Annotated in this window: 21 protein-coding genes; 15 read left to right on the forward strand and 6 right to left on the reverse strand. The window is 36.6% G+C overall.

Annotated features, from left to right (window positions below; genetic code table 11):
* Positions 1-5: 5 nt before the first annotated feature.
* The 11 genes from ACG94X_RS07195 (at position 6) to ACG94X_RS07245 (ending at position 11,066) form a co-directional block, all read left to right on the forward strand.
* Positions 6-3,170 (forward strand): phage tail-collar fiber domain-containing protein, encoded by a 3,165-nt coding sequence (locus ACG94X_RS07195; protein ID WP_419383064.1) that lies wholly within the window; start codon positions 6-8, stop codon positions 3,168-3,170.
* Positions 3,170-3,574 (forward strand): hypothetical protein, encoded by a 405-nt coding sequence (locus tag ACG94X_RS07200; protein ID WP_419383065.1) that lies wholly within the window; start codon positions 3,170-3,172, stop codon positions 3,572-3,574. The genes ACG94X_RS07195 and ACG94X_RS07200 overlap by 1 nt, the downstream gene beginning before the upstream one ends.
* A 108-nt stretch (positions 3,575-3,682) precedes the next feature.
* On the forward strand, positions 3,683-4,855 hold the full coding sequence (locus ACG94X_RS07205) for a phage tail sheath protein (RefSeq protein WP_419383066.1): 1,173 nt from the start codon (positions 3,683-3,685) through the stop codon (positions 4,853-4,855).
* Positions 4,856-4,866: 11 nt separating this feature from the next.
* Entirely contained in the window at positions 4,867-5,382 is a 516-nt protein-coding gene (locus ACG94X_RS07210; RefSeq protein ID WP_419383067.1) for a phage major tail tube protein, read from the forward strand.
* 73 nt (positions 5,383-5,455) lie between these two features.
* On the forward strand, positions 5,456-5,791 hold the full coding sequence (locus tag ACG94X_RS07215; protein ID WP_419383068.1) for a phage tail assembly protein: 336 nt from the start codon (positions 5,456-5,458) through the stop codon (positions 5,789-5,791).
* Between the two features lie 8 nt (positions 5,792-5,799).
* Positions 5,800-5,907: a GpE family phage tail protein gene (locus ACG94X_RS07220; protein ID WP_419383069.1), complete on the forward strand. Its 108-nt coding sequence runs from the start codon at positions 5,800-5,802 to the stop codon at positions 5,905-5,907.
* Between the two features lie 3 nt (positions 5,908-5,910).
* Positions 5,911-8,718, forward strand: a complete 2,808-nt coding sequence (locus ACG94X_RS07225) for a phage tail tape measure protein (RefSeq protein ID WP_419383070.1) — start codon at positions 5,911-5,913, stop codon at positions 8,716-8,718.
* Between the two features lie 6 nt (positions 8,719-8,724).
* Positions 8,725-9,165 carry a phage tail protein gene (locus tag ACG94X_RS07230; protein ID WP_419383071.1) on the forward strand — a complete coding sequence of 147 codons (441 nt, stop codon included), beginning with the start codon at positions 8,725-8,727 and terminating at the stop codon, positions 9,163-9,165.
* On the forward strand, positions 9,165-10,523 hold the full coding sequence (locus tag ACG94X_RS07235) for a contractile injection system protein, VgrG/Pvc8 family (RefSeq protein ID WP_419383072.1): 1,359 nt from the start codon (positions 9,165-9,167) through the stop codon (positions 10,521-10,523). Before ACG94X_RS07230 ends, ACG94X_RS07235 begins: the two co-directional genes overlap by 1 nt.
* 116 nt (positions 10,524-10,639) lie before the next feature.
* Positions 10,640-10,873: an ogr/Delta-like zinc finger family protein gene (locus ACG94X_RS07240; protein WP_419383073.1), complete on the forward strand. Its 234-nt coding sequence runs from the start codon at positions 10,640-10,642 to the stop codon at positions 10,871-10,873.
* Positions 10,866-11,066, forward strand: a complete 201-nt coding sequence (locus tag ACG94X_RS07245; RefSeq protein WP_419383074.1) for a TraR/DksA C4-type zinc finger protein — start codon at positions 10,866-10,868, stop codon at positions 11,064-11,066. Before ACG94X_RS07240 ends, ACG94X_RS07245 begins: the two co-directional genes overlap by 8 nt.
* A gap of 277 nt (positions 11,067-11,343) precedes the next feature.
* Here the strand turns inward: ACG94X_RS07245 and ACG94X_RS07250 are convergent, their stop codons facing one another.
* From ACG94X_RS07250 to ACG94X_RS07265, 4 genes are all read right to left on the reverse strand, one after another.
* Positions 11,344-11,568 carry a hypothetical protein gene (locus ACG94X_RS07250; protein ID WP_419383075.1) on the reverse strand — a complete coding sequence of 75 codons (225 nt, stop codon included), beginning with the start codon at positions 11,566-11,568 and terminating at the stop codon, positions 11,344-11,346.
* Complete coding sequence (locus ACG94X_RS07255; protein WP_419383076.1) at positions 11,568-12,446, reverse strand: BRCT domain-containing protein; 879 nt, start codon at positions 12,444-12,446, stop codon at positions 11,568-11,570. Before ACG94X_RS07255 ends, ACG94X_RS07250 begins: the two co-directional genes overlap by 1 nt.
* 94 nt (positions 12,447-12,540) lie before the next feature.
* Positions 12,541-13,248, reverse strand: a complete 708-nt coding sequence (locus tag ACG94X_RS07260) for a hypothetical protein (protein WP_419383077.1) — start codon at positions 13,246-13,248, stop codon at positions 12,541-12,543.
* A 3-nt stretch (positions 13,249-13,251) separates the two neighbouring features.
* Positions 13,252-14,172, reverse strand: coding sequence for a hypothetical protein (locus ACG94X_RS07265; RefSeq protein ID WP_419383078.1), 921 nt, complete (start codon positions 14,170-14,172; stop codon positions 13,252-13,254).
* Positions 14,173-14,486: 314 nt separating this feature from the next.
* Between ACG94X_RS07265 and ACG94X_RS07270 the strand changes: the two genes are divergently transcribed.
* The 3 genes from ACG94X_RS07270 to ACG94X_RS07280 all read left to right on the forward strand — a co-directional run bounded on the left by ACG94X_RS07270 (position 14,487) and on the right by ACG94X_RS07280 (position 15,873).
* A complete protein-coding gene (locus tag ACG94X_RS07270) occupies positions 14,487-14,693 on the forward strand; it encodes a hypothetical protein (protein ID WP_419383079.1) in 207 nt (68 codons plus the stop codon).
* The gene (locus ACG94X_RS07275; protein WP_419383080.1) at positions 14,690-15,517 is read left to right on the forward strand and encodes a Rha family transcriptional regulator; all 828 of its coding nucleotides are present in this window, start codon (positions 14,690-14,692) and stop codon (positions 15,515-15,517) included. The genes ACG94X_RS07270 and ACG94X_RS07275 overlap by 4 nt, the downstream gene beginning before the upstream one ends.
* A gap of 146 nt (positions 15,518-15,663) precedes the next feature.
* The gene (locus ACG94X_RS07280) at positions 15,664-15,873 is read left to right on the forward strand and encodes a hypothetical protein (protein ID WP_419383081.1); all 210 of its coding nucleotides are present in this window, start codon (positions 15,664-15,666) and stop codon (positions 15,871-15,873) included.
* Between the two features lie 18 nt (positions 15,874-15,891).
* On the opposite strand, the gene ACG94X_RS07285 is transcribed toward ACG94X_RS07280, so the two are convergent.
* Both ACG94X_RS07285 and ACG94X_RS07290 read right to left on the reverse strand, forming a co-directional pair.
* Positions 15,892-16,761, reverse strand: coding sequence for a hypothetical protein (locus ACG94X_RS07285; RefSeq protein WP_419383082.1), 870 nt, complete (start codon positions 16,759-16,761; stop codon positions 15,892-15,894).
* 24 nt (positions 16,762-16,785) lie between these two features.
* On the reverse strand, positions 16,786-17,127 hold the full coding sequence (locus tag ACG94X_RS07290; RefSeq protein WP_419383083.1) for a helix-turn-helix domain-containing protein: 342 nt from the start codon (positions 17,125-17,127) through the stop codon (positions 16,786-16,788).
* A 92-nt stretch (positions 17,128-17,219) separates the two neighbouring features.
* Between ACG94X_RS07290 and ACG94X_RS07295 the strand changes: the two genes are divergently transcribed.
* Entirely contained in the window at positions 17,220-17,411 is a 192-nt protein-coding gene (locus ACG94X_RS07295; RefSeq protein ID WP_086203247.1) for a hypothetical protein, read from the forward strand.
* Positions 17,412-17,490 lie beyond the last annotated feature (79 nt).

Below are 17,490 nucleotides of genomic sequence, written 5' to 3' on the forward strand. Positions count from 1 at the left end.
AAAAAATGGCAACGTATAAAGGTATATTAACCAATAATGGTAAAGCACTCATTGCAAGTGCAACGGTCAATAATAAAATTAACTACTCACATATAGCCGTTGGTGATGGTAACGGTTCAGTACCTGAACCATCTGAAACACGTACAGCACTGGTAAATGAAAAAGCAAGAATTGCGCTGAATATCGTAGAAATTAATCCGAATAATACTAATCAGATTATGTGTGAAGCCATTATTCCTTCGAATATTGGTGGGTTTTACATTCGTGAATTAGGCTTATTTGCAGGGCCGACCATGGTCGTGAATGCGAATTATCCCCCGACTTTAAAACCATTGCCAGATGATGGTGGTGCGCGAGAAATTAATATCAAAATGGTCATCAATATACAAAATGCCGAAGTTATTGCATTGTATTTAGATGATTCACTTATTTACGCAACACGAGAATGGGTCAACACGAACTATATTCGACGTAATGAATTAGTGGATAACCTAACGACGAATGATGCTACAAAGCCACTTTCAGCAAAACAGGGAAAAAATCTGCAGGATAACAAATTAAATCTTCCTATTGAAATTTCCACAGGTGATTTAAATCAATATATCACTGCGGGTTTTTATTATTGTCCTTTAGATATTTATGCAGCTCAAATTATAAATAATCCTACACTAGGAAGTGCTTTTTCTTTACTTGTTGAAAAACATGCTGGCATCAAACAAACACTGACTCGTTATACAGATAACAAAACATGGGTCAGAAGCTTTTATCAGGGATGGGGAGCCTGGGGAGAAATTGCACTTACATCTAGCAATGTAGCCTCAGCATCAAAATGGGCAACAGCACGTACAATTCAATTTTCAGGTGCTGCGACTGGTTCATTTTCAATAGATGGATCTGCAAATTCATCATGTCTTTTAACATTAACAAATTCAGGTGTGATTGCAGGAAGTTACGCATCAACAATTCAAATTCCACAAATTTCAGTGAATGAAAAAGGACAAATCACAGCAGTTTCACAACAAAATATTCGCTCAGCTTCACTCACACAAAACGGTGTAGTGCAATTAGCAGATGACTTAACAACCGATGACGCAGCAAAAGCATTAACTGCAAAACAAGGTAAAGCCTTAAATGACAAAAAACTCGATAAGGCTACTGCACAATCTGCACTTACTACAGACAAAGAGTTTTTAGATAAATATGCTTCTTCAAATACACCTTCATTCTTTTTTGATAGTGGATCTGGAAAATTCTTCAGTCAATTTACCGCAGGTGTTTCATCTAGTCTTAATTTAGGATCTTACTTTGTAGTTGGTGCATCTCCTCTCGACAACAAAGTCAAAGCGATGACTGGGGTAAAACGAGAAAATGGCACGTATTACTTACAGAAAAATCTAACCTTACTCGATAGTGAATCCAACAATATCGTGAATGGTGATTTTATTTGGGATCAACATAAATCGGGAGGATGGGCAAGAGGTTTAGCTTTTAAAGCAAAAGCAGAAAGTAATATTTATTCAGGCTTTGGGGCTTTTGGTAATACTGATACCGTTGAAAAAATATACATGGGGATTGGTGGGAATAATCTTTGGGTTGAAGGAAACGGAAAAGGGATCTGGATTGACCAAAATAAAGCATTTAGTAACTGTAATTGGGAGTTTAGCGGCACAGTTTTAGGTTCTTTCTTTGGGGATTTTAATGGCTCAATTCACGCAAAAGACAATCGGAATGTTTCACCAGTCCAAATTCAAGGCGGGACAATGGGCTACTATTTCGCTGAATATTCAGGTCTAAGATATGGCACAGCATCAAGTGCAACTTATGGTGATTTTCTTGCGTTAAATGGCTATAACGATGCATCTGGTGGAAAGGTAAATGGCTTGTTTTTTGATAAAACCAATCATCAAATGTACCATTTCCAAAATACAGTTGGGGCAAACAATTGGGGGACACCTCGTCAAATTGCATATACAGACAACCAAATATTTATAGGTACTAATAAATTCAATGGTGATGTGCAAATATCAGGGGGAATTTCTGTCCAAAAGCTTAAGGGCGAAGGCGACTTCAAACTTCTATCTAATGATGAGGGCGAAGCTAAAAGATTGCTTACAGGTGGATTACTCGCCTCGGATAGTTATGCAGATGCAGATAAAATTCCAGCTCTAGGAATCTATTCAAAAGGTATTATTAAAACTGCTGGCGCATTTAGCACCACAAGTACCGAAGCGATGTTTCACCATGAAATCTCTGGTCGCTATTTATTCATAAACCCTAATAATTGGGGATGTTATTCACAACAAGGTGCCGTTGCTTTAAATATAGGTTTTGGCGGTACAGGTTCAACCACACTACTTGGTGCTAAATATAATCTACGACTGGACAAATTTGTTCAAGATCCATCCGTCACATCTATGTATGCTCCAACGACTGATTCAAGAATAGTCATTACTGATAATTCTTGGGGCATTTGGAGTGTTAACCCTGCATTTAACCAAGCATTGTCAGCAGCATATGGTGGAACTGGAAATACTCAAGGTATCGCCCCTTCAGCAACCAAGTTACAAGCACCTAGAAAAATTAATAATGTGAATTTTGATGGTACGGGCGATATTAACATTTCAGCACCATTGCGATTTTTAGGCACTGTGAATGAATCTACAATTAACACCGCTGTTGACGATGGCTATTATTTAGTTGCTAGTAGTGGAATTGCAAGTCTGTATGGCTATGGTGTTTTAGAGGTAAGAGTTTCAGGGTTAACAATTAACCAATCCTACTCTGCACATCAAAAAACTAATAATGGTTCAGTTGCTGTTCGACAAAGTTGGGGCGGAGCGAATGATTTTACACCTTGGAGAGTATTAGACAAGCCAAGTCTGGGTGTTGATCAAAATTGGCAGAATGTTACAGCGAGTCGAGCAATCAATACAACCTATTATAATGGTACAGGCAGTCCGATCATGATTAATGTTGGTTTTGATGATACAGATACCAGAAATCCAACAATAACAATCGTGGTTAATGGGGTAGTTATAATTGATCAAAAATACGATGGCGGTACTAATTTTGGAACTGGTCAGTACTGTTTTGTTGTGCCAAATGCAAGTTATTACTCAGTAAACAATACAACGGTAAATTCACACAAGATTTGGTCGGAGCTACGTTAATGAGATACTTCAAAAAAGATGGTCAGGTTTTTGCTTTCGACGATACTCAAGAAGATTTAATTACAGAAGATTTCATTGAAATGACAGACGATGAAATTGATCGACATCTCTATCCAAAAAATTATTTAACCGAACAAGAAAAACGAGATGAGTTTTTAGGCACACTTAAACCTTTAACTCGACGTCAATTCAAACTCGCACTACTTGAACATAATTTGCTTGAAACCATTGAACAAGCGATAGATGAAGTACCTGATAAAACACTAAAAATGCGTATACAAATTGAATATTCAGAATCAGAACGTTTTGAGCGTAGTAATGAATCAGTACAATACATGCTGAATATTCTGAACCTAACAGAAACTCAAGTTGATGAAATGTGGCTGTATGCGCTGACGGTATAAACGTAAATATTGTTTAAAGCATTCACCACAACGAAAACAACTTAAATATATTCAAAACTCATGCAAGCCTGTTGATTGAAATTAAAAACTCAAACAATAGGCTTTTTTATGGCAGACACATATCATCATGGCATACGAATAGTCGAGATCAATGAAGGCTCTCGACCAATTCGTACCATCGCAACGGCAATCATTGGATTAATTGCCACTGCAGAAGATGCAGATCCACTCATGTTCCCTCTCAATACGCCCGTGCTTATCACCAATTTACAAACTGCTATCGCAAAAGCAGGAATTTCGGGGACACTTAAAACAGCACTTCAAGCAATGGCAAATCAAGCAAATGCAATGGCAGTTATTGTTCGTGTAGCTACAGCAGAAACTGAAGCAGCTCAAACAGCCAATGTTGTTGGTACGGTTACAACAGAAGGAAAATACACAGGTCTAAAAGCCTTACTCACTGCTAAAACTAAACTTGGTGTTCAACCACGAATTATTGGTGCACCTGGTTTGGATACCCAAGTTGTAACAACTGAGTTAGTGACCATCGCTCAAAAATTACGTGCTTTTGCTTACGCTTATGCGTGGGGCTGTAAAACCAAAGATGAAGTCGTTACATATCGTGATGCATTTGCAGCACGAGAACTTATGCTCATCTGGCCGAATTTCGTCGCGTTCGATACAGATACAGCAAAAATAGAAGTGGTTCCTGCTGTGGCAGTGGCAATGGGATTACGCGCAAAAATCGATAATGAAATTGGTTGGCATAAAACCTTATCGAACGTAGCAGTCAATGGCGTGACAGGTATCGATGCGGATGTGACTTGGGATTTGCAAGATCCTTCGACAGATGCTGGTTATCTCAACTCAAATGAAGTGACTACGCTCATTCAACATGATGGTTTTCGCTTCTGGGGTTCACGTACATGTTCAGATGATCCTCTCTTTGCATTTGAAAACTATAGCCGTACAGCACAGGTCATGGCAGATACCATCGCTGAAGCGAACTTTTGGGCATCAGACAAACCGATGCATGGTTCATTAGTCACAGACATGTTGGAAAGCATTAAAGCCAAACAACGCGAATGGACTCGTTTAGGTTATCTCATGGGTGGTGATGCTTGGTATGACCCAGAACTTAATAGCAAAGACACGCTCAAAGCTGGCAAGTTATATATCGACTATGACTACACCCCTGTTCCACCGCTTGAAGACCTAACTTTCCGCCAGCGTATTACAGACAGCTATTTAGCTGACTTCGCTTCAACCATTACAGCATAAGGAACAAGCGCATGGCACTTCCAAACAAACTCAAAAACATGAATCAATTTAACGAAGGTTCAAGTTTATTGGGTGAAATCAAAACCATCACATTGCCTAAATTAACTCGAAAAATGGAAGATTATCGCGGTGGTGGTATGAATGGTCCATTAAAAATAGACATGGGTTTAGGTGATGATGGACTCGTATTAGAGTCAACTTATGGTGGTTTGGAGCTTTTAACCTTACGCCAGTTTGGTTTAGAAAAAGTTGATGGTGTGTATTTACGTTTTGCAGGCGCATATCAGCGTGATGACACTGGTGCAATCGATGCTGTAGAAGTCGTCGTTCGTGGTCGTCATGAAGAAATTGACATGGGTGATCAAGAACCAGGTGAAGACACTGAACACAAAGTGGTTACCAACTGTGCTTATTACAAACTGACCATTAACGGAAAAGTCGAAATGGAGATTGATGTACTCGGCTTTAAAGAAATTGTGAATGGTGTAGATCGTTTAGCAGCACAGCGTAGTGCCATTGGCTTATAAGTTCCCTTCCCCTACATGATCAAATCTCATGTAGGTTTTTTTATTTAATTTTATTAGTTTCAGGAATATTCAAATGACAAGCGAAGCTCAAAAAGTAAATCAAGACGCTATTAAACCAACTTCAAAATTAGTCAGCTTAGAAACTGGCATTCAGTTGGGTGATAACCTCATCAAAGAAATTACCGTTATTAAACCGAATACTGGGCATTTCCGTGGTGTCAGTATTCGTCGTCTTCAAGATTTATATCCAGAAGAGTTGGCTGTATTTTTACCTCGTGTTACTAAACCTGCAATTCCAAGCGAAATATTAATGCAAATGGAATTTGAAGATTTCATGGAGCTTGCAGGTAAAGCATTGAGCTTTTTAGGCGAGGGAAAGGACAAATTCCAGAACGAGTCGAGCCAGTAATTGCAAATTTGGCAGTCGTCTTTCATTGGACGCCTGCCGACTGTGCAGATTTTGACATAGACGAACTCATGTATTGGCAAGAGTTAGCAATAAAAAGAAATCAATCTGAGAAATAGGACATGAGTAATTTAGATCTAAGCATCATTATTAAATTTGTAGATAGAGCGACACAACCAATTCGCCAATTTCAGCAAAATATTCAAAATACCAATGGTGCGATAGATCGACTTACTCAATCTGTTGATCGACTGGATAGACGCTTAAATGGCGGTCGTTCATTTAAGCAATATTCAAATAATTTGCAAACTGGTGCTTCAAACATCAACCTAAATAGTCATGCTTTGGGAACAATGCATGATGGGTATGACAAAGTTGCCAATGTACTCGACACGGTCAGAAGCAAAACTCAAGCATGGTCAGATACTTTAAAATCCAATCGTGCAGAAATGCGTAATGAATTTAAAAGTTTAGCCATGAACTCCATCGTAGCAGGCACAGGTTTATACCAATTTTTTAAACCTGCTGTTGATTTTGAAAAACAAATGAGCGGAGTACAGTCGGTACTCGATTTAGAAAAACAAAGTGCTGCTATGAAACAACTCACAGCAGATGCTCGAAAATGGGGGGCAGCATCGTCATTTAGTCCTGGCGAAGCAGCACAAGCACAGTTTGCACTTGGATCAGGTGGGTTCAATGCAGATCAAATTAATAAATCACTAGGCGGTACCTTACAACTTGCCGAAGCCGGTAAAGTAGAACTAGAACGTGCTGCACAAATTGCAGTCGGTACTCTGAACGGTTTTGGTTTAGCAGCCGGTGAAATTGGTCGAGTCAACGATGTATTTTTAAAAGGTACAAATTTAACAGCAACCAGTGTGGATGGCTTGGGTGAAACCATGAAATACGTTGCACCTATTGCCAAGGCGTATGGTGCAAGTATTGAACAAGCGACTGCAATGACAGGCTTATTGGGTAATAACAATATTCTAGATACCCAAGCAGGTACATCATTACGTTCAATTATGACTCGTTTTGCAGGTCCACCCAAAGAGGCACTTAAAGCATTAACCAAACTGAATGTTGAAACAGCAGATGCAAAAGGCAATCTAAGAGATATGTCCGACATATTTGCAGATGTCAACAAAGCTACAGCTAAAATGGGTTCACAAGAGCGTCTGGATATTTTCAAAGATATTGCAGGGCAAGAAGCTATTTCAGCATTTGCCGTATTAGTGGATCAGTCTGCCCTATTCGATGAAAAAACAGGACAAACAGTCAATAAAATAAAAGAGATGACCAAAGAGCTAGAACGCTCAGAAGGCGCAGCTGCACGTGCCGCAGCAATTCTAAAAGATAACCTAGCCAGTGATATTGAACAATTGGGTGGTAGTGTTCAAGACTTAAGTATTTCATTACTCAATGCGGTAGGAACAGACATGCGCGGCTTTGTACAAGGCTTAGGCGCATTTATTGACAGAGTAAAAGTATGGGTAGATGCAAATCCAGAATTAGTCAAAACCATCTCAAATTTAGTCATTAAATTACTCATGTTCAAAGTTGCGATGCTCAGTATTCGATATACAGGAAACTTACTCTTTGGCACTATTTTTAGTTTGATTGCAGGCATTACTAAACTTGCACTTATTATGTGGATTTTCCGTAAAGCTGCAGATAAATTTGGTGTTCGCCTACCGACTCGTTTAAATCTGATTACTAAAGCCGTTCGATATTTAGGACAAGCACTCATATTCTTAACTCGACAAGCACTTCCTTTACTCATTACTGGTTTACGTGCTTTGGCAATAGCGATGTTAACCAATCCAATCACATGGATTATTGCAGGAATTGCAGCCTTGGCTTTTGTGATATGGAAGTACTGGGGACCCATAAAAGCATTTTTTCAAGGCTTTTGGGATGGACTGAAAATTGGATTATCACCGCTCATCGATGGCATATCTTCAGCATTCTCAGGTTTAAAATCTACACTGAGTCCACTATTGCCTATTTGGAATGCATTAGTAGCAGTTTTCAATTGGGTAAAAGAAGCCATTTCTAAACTATTTACGCCCTTTCAAGCAACAAATCAGCAGCTACAGGCAGCAACCAATAACGGTAAATCGTTCGGAATGTGGCTCGGCGTTTTTATTGGTCTGATTGGTACCGTTATTTTAAAGCTTATTGAATTTGGATCAGCCATTTTTATTGGATTAGGCACAGCTATTGGTAATACTGTTGGGATCATTGTGGTTAATTTTGGCAAATTACTCAGTTTTTTCTCCAACATTTGGCAGCAAATCAAAACTGCATTTAGTGGAGGGATAAAAGGTATATCTGCTTTAATTTTAAACTGGTCACCACTTGGATTATTTTATGCAGCTTTTGCCAAGGTGCTCAGTTGGTTTGGTATAGAGCTTCCTGCCAAATTTACAGGTTTTGGTGCCATGATTTTAGAAGGACTCAAAAACGGTATTCTGTCAAAGGTCAACGCTGTTAAAGATGCTCTCTCCAGTGCTGTTTCAGGTGTGATTGATAAAGCCAAAAGTATTCTAGATATTCATTCACCCTCACGAGTTTTCGCACAGATTGGTGACTACACCATGCAAGGTATGGCTCTTGGCATTACCAACAATCAAATGTTGCCAAATACAGCCATCAGTACTGCAACCAAAAATATTATTCCATCAAACAGTTTTACTTCGACCATTCAAAAAGTACCTGCAGCAAAACCAACAAAAGCAATACGACCTATAACATCTGCAAATGGTCGTCAAACAGGTTTTATTAGCCAGGATAATATTCAAATTCACATTCACGTTAAAGATGGCTCAGTTGTGAAAGGCACAAGTGAAGCACTCCGTCATGAACTTCGTCGTGTAGTACAAGAAGAACAGGCAGCTAAACGCAAATTTTTAACGGACACGGAGTAATTCAGCATGATGATGGCACTCGGACTATTCGTCTTTTCATTACGTACAACCTCTTATGAAGAACTTCAACGCAGTACTGCATGGCGACACCCAAGTAACAGTCGTATTGGTAATACCCCTGCCTACCAGTTTATTGGGAAAGGCGAAGATACCATTGTCCTCAAAGGTACGACATACCATGAACTGACTATCATACGTAGCCAACTTGAAATACTTCGCATGATGGCAGATACAGGCAAAGCATTCACCCTCATAGAAGGTACAGGAAAGATTTACGGTTTAGTCATCATCGAAAACTTAGAAGAAACTAAAACTTTCTTTTTTAAAGATGGTGCAGCACGAAAAACAGAATTTACCCTCACCTTAAAAATTGTCCGTCATTTCACCTCAGAAATTTTCGGCACACTCATTGGCATGGGTGTTGGTGCAATTAAGAGTATTTTCTAATGTTGGAACAAATCGCATCTTCATTGAGCACTGCCGTAGATAACTACAATCAATTAACCGAATATCCCTACCCTATTTTTAAAATAGAAGTTGAGGGTATCGATATTTCTGCCAAAATTTCTGCACGATTAATCTCACTGAATATTCAGGATAATCGTGGTCTTACCATAGATACAGTCGATATAGAATTAGATGACAGTGATGGAAAACTCAATATTCCACCTACAGGAGCAACCATTCAAGTCTGGCTCGGATGGTCAAATACAGGTTTAGTCGATAAAGGTATTTATAAAGTTGAATCAACATCACATCGTGGCGCACCAGATGTCTTGTCTATTTCAGCTTTTGCCAATGATGTATCTGAAGGACTCAAACAAAAACGTGAACGTGCCTGGACTGAACTCACAATTCCTCAAATATTTAAAACTATTGGTGATATATATGCTCTTAAAGTGATGATTCATGAAAGTTTTCAAACAAAAATCATAAAATACATTGCCCAAAATGAATCAGATGCCAATCTCATTACTCGTATTGCAGATGAATATGATGCTATTGCGACGGTTAAAAATGGACATTTAATTTTATTACCTCGTGGAGCTAGTCAGACTGCTTCAGGTTTATCATTACCTCGTGTAAAAATTACGAGAGACCAAGGCGATCAGCATAATTACACCAATGGTACAGGTACCGATAATATCAGCGGTGTCAAAGCCTATTACTATGTAGAAAATAAAGCCAAGAAACTGCATGTCGTGGTTGGTGACAATGAAGATAATATTAAAGAGATCCGCTATATTCATAGAGATAAGACTACAGCAGAACTCGCAGCCAATGCCGAATATAATCGCTGTAAACGTACAGCTCAAAAACTCACTTATACACTCGCATTAGGAAATCCATCGCTCATTCCAGAACAAGAGTATGAGTTTAATGGACTAAAACCTGAAATTGATGAGATCGTTTGGTTAGGAACCAACATCACCCATACTTTAAACGACAGCGGTTTTACCACATCAGTTGAACTTGAACTGCAACTTCCAAATGCAGATGATGTATCCACACTGTTTGAAGGCAAAGAAGATCTGAGCGAAGAAGAAAAACAAAAAAGACGCAATAAAAAAAGGACTGGGAGAAACTATGCAGATTACACCGGTGTAATTGTCTATTACAAAGGAAAAACCAATGACATTCAGTTAACCTCAGGTGATCAATCCAAACCTTTGAAATTTACGGCAATCTATACAAGCAAATCCACTGCTGTTAGAGCTATTAAACTTGCACAAGCTCGTATCGATAAAGCAAAAAAAACCACACCGCAAAATGACAAACAAAAAATACTTACTCTGGGGAATTAAGTATTGAAGGAGTAATCTTAATTAAAACACCATAAATAGTGATATTTATTTAAATAATTATCAAATATAGTAATATTATTGTATATTTGTAATTATTTATTGAGTATCTACTCATCATGGCAAAACAGTATTGTTTCAAATGTCCACACTGCGGATCTTCATTACCCGTCCGTTCTAGTGAAATGGAAAGTCCAATTTTAAAACGTTTGTATTTACAGTGTTCAAATTTTGACTGTAGTTTTTCTGCACAAGCCTTTCTAGAAATCAAATATCAGCTTTCCCCTTCTGGTACACCCAATCCTGAAATACATATCCCTGTTTCCATTAAAAAAGAGGCACCACGTGTCTGATCCGATTGACCAAGCTCAACTCAACCAACTGAATCAGGTACAAAGAACGCCAAAAGATTACAGCGTTGTATCTTTAAAAGTATGTGATGAATGTGAAAATGAAATTCCATTAGAACGTCAACGATATGGAGCGATAACGCTCTGTATTGAATGTAAAAATAAACAAGAACAGCAAGCAAAAAGGTATTTTTAAATGATCATTTTTTTAACTTTTTTTATTATTCTGTTGGTATTATCGCTGATTATTTTATGGATGATATTAGATTATCAATTCACGCGTTTAAGGCTTCTTCCATCGCAGACGCTAAATAGACTGGCAGCTGAAATAGTCGAACTTAAATTTAAACGGTGATTGCATGTGGATCTACCCAATACTGGTGGGCATACTACTCGGAATAATAGTTTGTATGTCATTATTCCTTTATATCTTCGTATAAAAAGCCTTCTATGTAAGAAGGCTTAAATCTATATTAATAATAATAGTTTTGTGTTTGCCAATTATAAAATGGAGTGGTTCTATCACAAGTTAAACATGTCATTGATTGTTCCATTCCTAATTCCCAATCTTTGGCAAGAGTTTTTTGTTTAAAATTATCAGTATCATCAAATGTTTTAAACTGATCTTCTGTACCACATAGGGTGCATTTAACAATAGTTAAACCATCTTCAAAAATCATTGTAATTTTAGGTTTCATTATTTACCTTCCAAAAATTTTAAAAAATCATCTTCAGTTAAGATGAGAATATTCGCCCCATCTTTCTGCCACTTCAAAGCCTGCTCAAATTTACGTCCATAGCTCATATGTGCCCAACTCGAATTTCCCTTATTACAAATAACTAAGTAATGCGCTGTTTTAGTTAAATCATCCTTAAAAATACCACCTTGCTCTTCAATGACTTCTTTCCATCCAGCTTTGGTATAACGATCAGAAGCCCCAGTCAGACAAATTGTTTTCCCAAGAATTTCTACATTTCCATGATAAAAGTCAGGATTTTGACTTTCTTTAGAACTGCTGACTGCTATTTGTGGTAATCCAAAATTATTGAGTTGAACATATTTTGATAAGGTCAAACGTAAAACTTCTTTGGTATCAACACTTACACGGTTTAAAACACGCACATGATTCAATGCAATAAGAAGTTCTTTATAAATTGGGTCAGCCTTTAAATAATCATGTCGTTCAAGCCATGCATTCAAACCTAATACTTCATCATCAGTATAGTCACTATCACAAGCTAATCCTGCCAATACTCCATGCAAACGCTGGACATCACTGGTATGTTCTTTAAAATATTTGGAGTTCTTGAATATATTAAGATGTGCTTGTACTTCTTGATGTTGAGCTAGTAGAAATTCAGGATCTTCAACAGCTTTAAGTAAAACATCATATAGAGATTCAAAATGAGGAACTGCCACAGCTTCTGGATATTGTTCTACCCATTTAATTAAAGCTTCGATTTCTTGTAACCGTACACGACCGTCTAAAAATAGACCTTCAAAAAATCCCAAGAAAAGATTACCTAATTTGCTTTGATTTGCTTTGTAATTAATACGATCAAGATCTAATTCCACAATACACCCACAATTTCTTTTAACTTATTGATTTTCTAATAGTAGCTAAGATACTTTCTATCCGCTATAAAATTAACCAACAAATTGGCTTTCTTTAGTCTGATGTCTCTGTAATTTTTTCCATTTCCAAAAAACTTTGTGCTGCTCGTGGATTCAACAGAAAAGTAACAATAACGAGTGAAAGAATTAAAAATACGATATAAATTAAAACTTGATCAGTTAAACTAAACCATTGAATATATTTAATTTTATAAATTGTAATAATAACTTGAACCAAAAAAGGTAAACCACCGATAAAGTTCAGTAAAAAATAGATGATGAACGCAATTTTTTCTCTACGTTTAATTTTTTCCAATGTCATACTATCTTTGAACTTAAAATCTTTAGTAATGGGGTCTTTTTCTAAATATTCTTTACCCCGTTCATATAGTTTTAAGGTACGGTTACTATCCATGCGGAATAGTGCATATTTCAGTACGTCAAGGTCTTTGTTTCTATACTTTAAAAAGTTTTCGAGTTTAGATACCTTTACATGATGCTCCATCGCACCTTTAAATTCAGTAAGTGAAACATCACTTATAAGCGCTTCTTTATACTCAATTTGTTTATAAATCTTTTTATTTGTACGCTCTGCGTATATTGCAAAAGTCGAGAAAACACCTGACTTTGAGAGTAAGTAAATGAAGCCACCTATTGAGAACAAAACTAAAATAAAACTGACAATTACTATTCCATAAGTACTCTCAACAATTTTCAGTGCAAGTTGCGTTAAATCAAACGTTCCATTCAAATTTGCAGCCATATTCTATGTACTACCTTTACCATTTAAATTCTTAATCGCTTCAGTCGTTGCTTTAACCATATCTGTAGTGCTTTTCATTTGATCAGAAACCAAATTACCCATATCTTTATGGGCTGCACTATCAATCTCACGACCAAAATACTTCAATGCAAGCTCTTTTCGCACAGAGGCAGCTTCATTACTTGGGATACTTTCCATAAAACTTGGATATGCTTGCAATTCAACCTGCGTTTGATAATTTTGATCTGCAAGTATTTGATAATGTGAAGACTGCTTTATAAAATAACTAATTAAAGTCACACCAACTGCAAGAATAGAAATTTTTAAAATCCAAAATTCTAAATTATTAAGTAAATTTGGTACAAAGACCGACTTACACAAGAATATAGCTACAGAAACAAACAAAGTAATAGCCATAGCAATATAAAATTTTAATCTATAACCATCTTCAAGCTTCTTATATTTACTAACAGCATTGTTATAAATATTTTCAGTTTTTGCATTATCTGCAATATTTCTCAATCGATTGAAACGACCTAGCTCTTCGTTAACATTTATTATAGCGTCTGATAAAATATTTGTAGTATAGGATTGAAAACTTTCCTTTACTACAATAAATCTATCAATAAAATTTGACATTTCGATCAAGTAATATTTGACTTCTATTTTTTTTACAGCATCTAGTGGCTCAGTAAAACCATTAATCAACATAATAGATTCATCAAAATAATTTAATATTAATATCTCCTCATAATGATGAATACCTTTCAATTTATTAATAATATTTATTAACATCGAACTATTATCTTGGCTACTAATAAATTGTTTATTTTTTAGTAAATCCAATTGAGTTAAAACTTTTTCTTTTTTATCTTTAAAGGATTTTACTTTCTGATTAATTATTTCTCTCTCTTGTTCATTCACAACTCAGGTGCTCCCCACTACATAATTTTTATAAAGTATTGACGTCCCCATAGTAACTAAGATACTCTAATTTCACCATAGCAAAATCTATGGTCAGGCGTGGAAACCTGAAAAAGACAAAAGGCGCAAAAGTCCGTCATGGACTATTTTTTTGTGTAAAATTCGGCTATGCCTTTTATGGCAGGCTGTATAGGGTGTCCTTCGGGACAGCCGTTTCCTTTTGTCACGGTAAATTTCCACCCCTGTACAGTCTGTCACCAATCTTTGTGGAAATTGGTTGGTGTCAGTTATCAAACAGACAAAAGGAAAAGCCAATGAAACCATTTGCTTCTATGCATTCGCGCACTCAAAAAAATATTCAAGTAATAGAACACACTCCGATCTATGATTTAGCAGCCTACGAAAAACGACAAAAACAACGTAAGCACACGCAAATCCGCTTTCAAACACTAAAAGCCCTTTCTACCCTGTGCATATTTTGCATGACTTTCTCTATATTATTTTTAGGGGAACAATCATGACGATACTTTCACATATCAACGATGCTGTATTTATTCAAAATCAACAAGTCAAAACCGACAGCTTAAAAGTTGCTGATCTATTTGGTAGACAGCATAAAAATGTCATTCAAAAAATTGAAAGTTTAGATTGCTCGCCTGAATTTACATCAGCTAACTTTTCAGCTCATGTTCAAACTATTGAAATAGGAAATGGCGCAGCACGTGAATCTAAATATTATGAAATGACCAAAGACGGTTTTATATTTTTAGTCATGGGCTTTACTGGTGCAACATCAGCCAAAATCAAAGAGTTATACATCAACACTTTCAACCAAATGGCAGACATGCTCTACAACGCAGAAGGCAACCATCAACACATCCATCTAGGCGCAACAGTACAACTCAAATCTAGTGGGCCAATCTATACCGTTTCTAAAATCATCTACGACCAAAAAGGCTATATGCAAGATGCTGAAGTGATGTGGCACGACAAATCTAAATTAAATCGTGACATTATTCCCATTGCCTGCCTATCCATAGAAACTAAAAGTATCCTCAACCATAAAGGTTTATATGACTTTTGGTTAAGTGTACAAAACTATGGCTTAGAAAAACTGAACCACAGCCGTAGAGCAGACATCATCGCCCTCAACATGACGCAGATCTACAATGCCATTCAAGGACTACCACCAAAACCCCTGCTCTTTGCCAATCTCATGCAAAGCCAAAGCCCACACCCTGTATTTATGCAAAATAACGTACAAGTTTACAGCCTGCTATATGCCAAAAATGTGAAGTGTTGGCTATTTAAAAGTATAGCCGTACGCAATATTGAACTTTCATAACTGAGTGCTGACAAGCCAAATCGTTAAACTAAGTTTCGGATAAATCATGTTTTTTAAATAAGTGGAACGACATCGAATGTCGTTCTCGACTATATTTTTTAGCAGATATTCAGCAAAATATACCCACGAATAATACAGGGGGAACAATGTACTCAACACTCGAAATAAACAGCCATAAGCAGATGACTGCAGAACAAATACTGGAAGAAATTCGCTTTCCAATTGAAAATTTAGAACTGACTCTTTCAGCACTAACAAAAATGCATTTAGATCATCCGCTCACAGGTGACGAACTAACCGCTTTACTCAATACAATTCATTACCAAGTCATGCATATCACTAAAGCAATACATTGAACATAATAAAAACCCAGCTTAGGCTGGGTTTTGTTGTTCTTCAAAACGATTCCAATTTTTCAAAATTGTCGGATGAGAAAAGCTTGATTTATCGTGAAATTTAATTGCAAACGGCATCATTTTATCACTGTAAAATTGAGAAAAAAGCTGACTGTCTTTTAAGAATAATTTATATTTAGGACTATAAGCACCCATCCAAAATAGAGTTAATTGTTCAGCCCCACTCATTGAGTTCCGAACTGCTGCTTTAAAATATTCTTTCTCTTTATCATCTAAATCTGATTCATAAATTAGATTTAATAAATTTTCATATAAGAGAAAAAAAGAGCCTAGATCATAAAATTTTTGATCACTATTCAAACCCTTAAGAATTCGAAAGAAATGGTTTTTTACTTCATTTTCACTTAACAAGTACACCTCATTAAATTTGCTCTCAAAGGAGTTAGAAAACGAGTCTGCCAAAAAATTAAATATTTCAAAGCCAATATATTCACGCTCTCTATTTTTTATTTTAAGACTCTCTAACTTTGTTTGCTTTAAAGACATCAAACCATTAAACATACTTGCAAAAACAGCATATCTCGACTCTCTGATCTGGGCATCATGAGCTTCTTGTGCTAACTTTATTTGCCTTTCATTAGCTTCTCTAGTCTCTTTTAATGAGGTTACTTGCAACAAAGTTGAAAAAGCTACTGCACATAATGCTATTGAAGAAATCAGCGTATTTAAACTTCCATATATATCGCCCAATGAACCCAAATCACCAAGTTTTCCAATTTCAGCGCTTGGTACATTCCAAATATTTAATGCCCACCAATTAAAAATTGTTGGAAAAAATAACCAAATACAAATTAACCCCAAGGCCAAAGAAAGCCATAAAATTCTCATACTTTCTCTTCTTAAATTATGGACTTATTTAAATTGATTCGCATAAGTTTCAACAAGTGAAACTAACCCCTGACGCATTTCTTCACGTGTCTGACGGTAAAGCTGTATCAGCTTTACTTCATCATCTGAAAGCTCACTATTCTTCACTTCCTTAGTTCCCCAAAGAATATAGGCAATATTAAAACCATGATCTTCCAAACGATCAAGATAGTCTGTATTCAGTGGCTCATTATGCTTTTCAAAACGACCTATAGAGTTCTTCGCGACCCCCATAATTTCAGCCAATTCATCTTGTGTTTTTATACCCAAGCGTCGACGTTCTTCCTTTAAACGCTCACCACGATTCGATAAATCATCATTTTTCATACTTTTCCCGAATAAAACACTTGATTAACACCATAAATAGTACTAAATTACGGTTACTCAGATACTAAATACCTATTTATGGTGATTTTCGCATGAACAAGTTAAATGATCAAACTAAACAACACCACACCGAACTCACACCTGTACGTTGGACTAAACAACAGTCAGAAGCCTTAAGAAAAATTGCCTTCAATCATAAGAAAAAACCTGCTGTTTTTATTCGTGAATTCATGCTTGAAAACCTTCCCGAACTATCTGCCCAACCAACAGATGAGCGATTGTAATCAAAGACTTTTTTACATGCATGAAAAGCTACAAATTTCTCACAATCTCAAACAGTTATAATTTATCGTGTGGTTCTAA

Origin of the sequence: Acinetobacter psychrotolerans (assembly GCF_048552595.1) — a bacterium.
Classification (GTDB): domain Bacteria; phylum Pseudomonadota; class Gammaproteobacteria; order Pseudomonadales; family Moraxellaceae; genus Acinetobacter.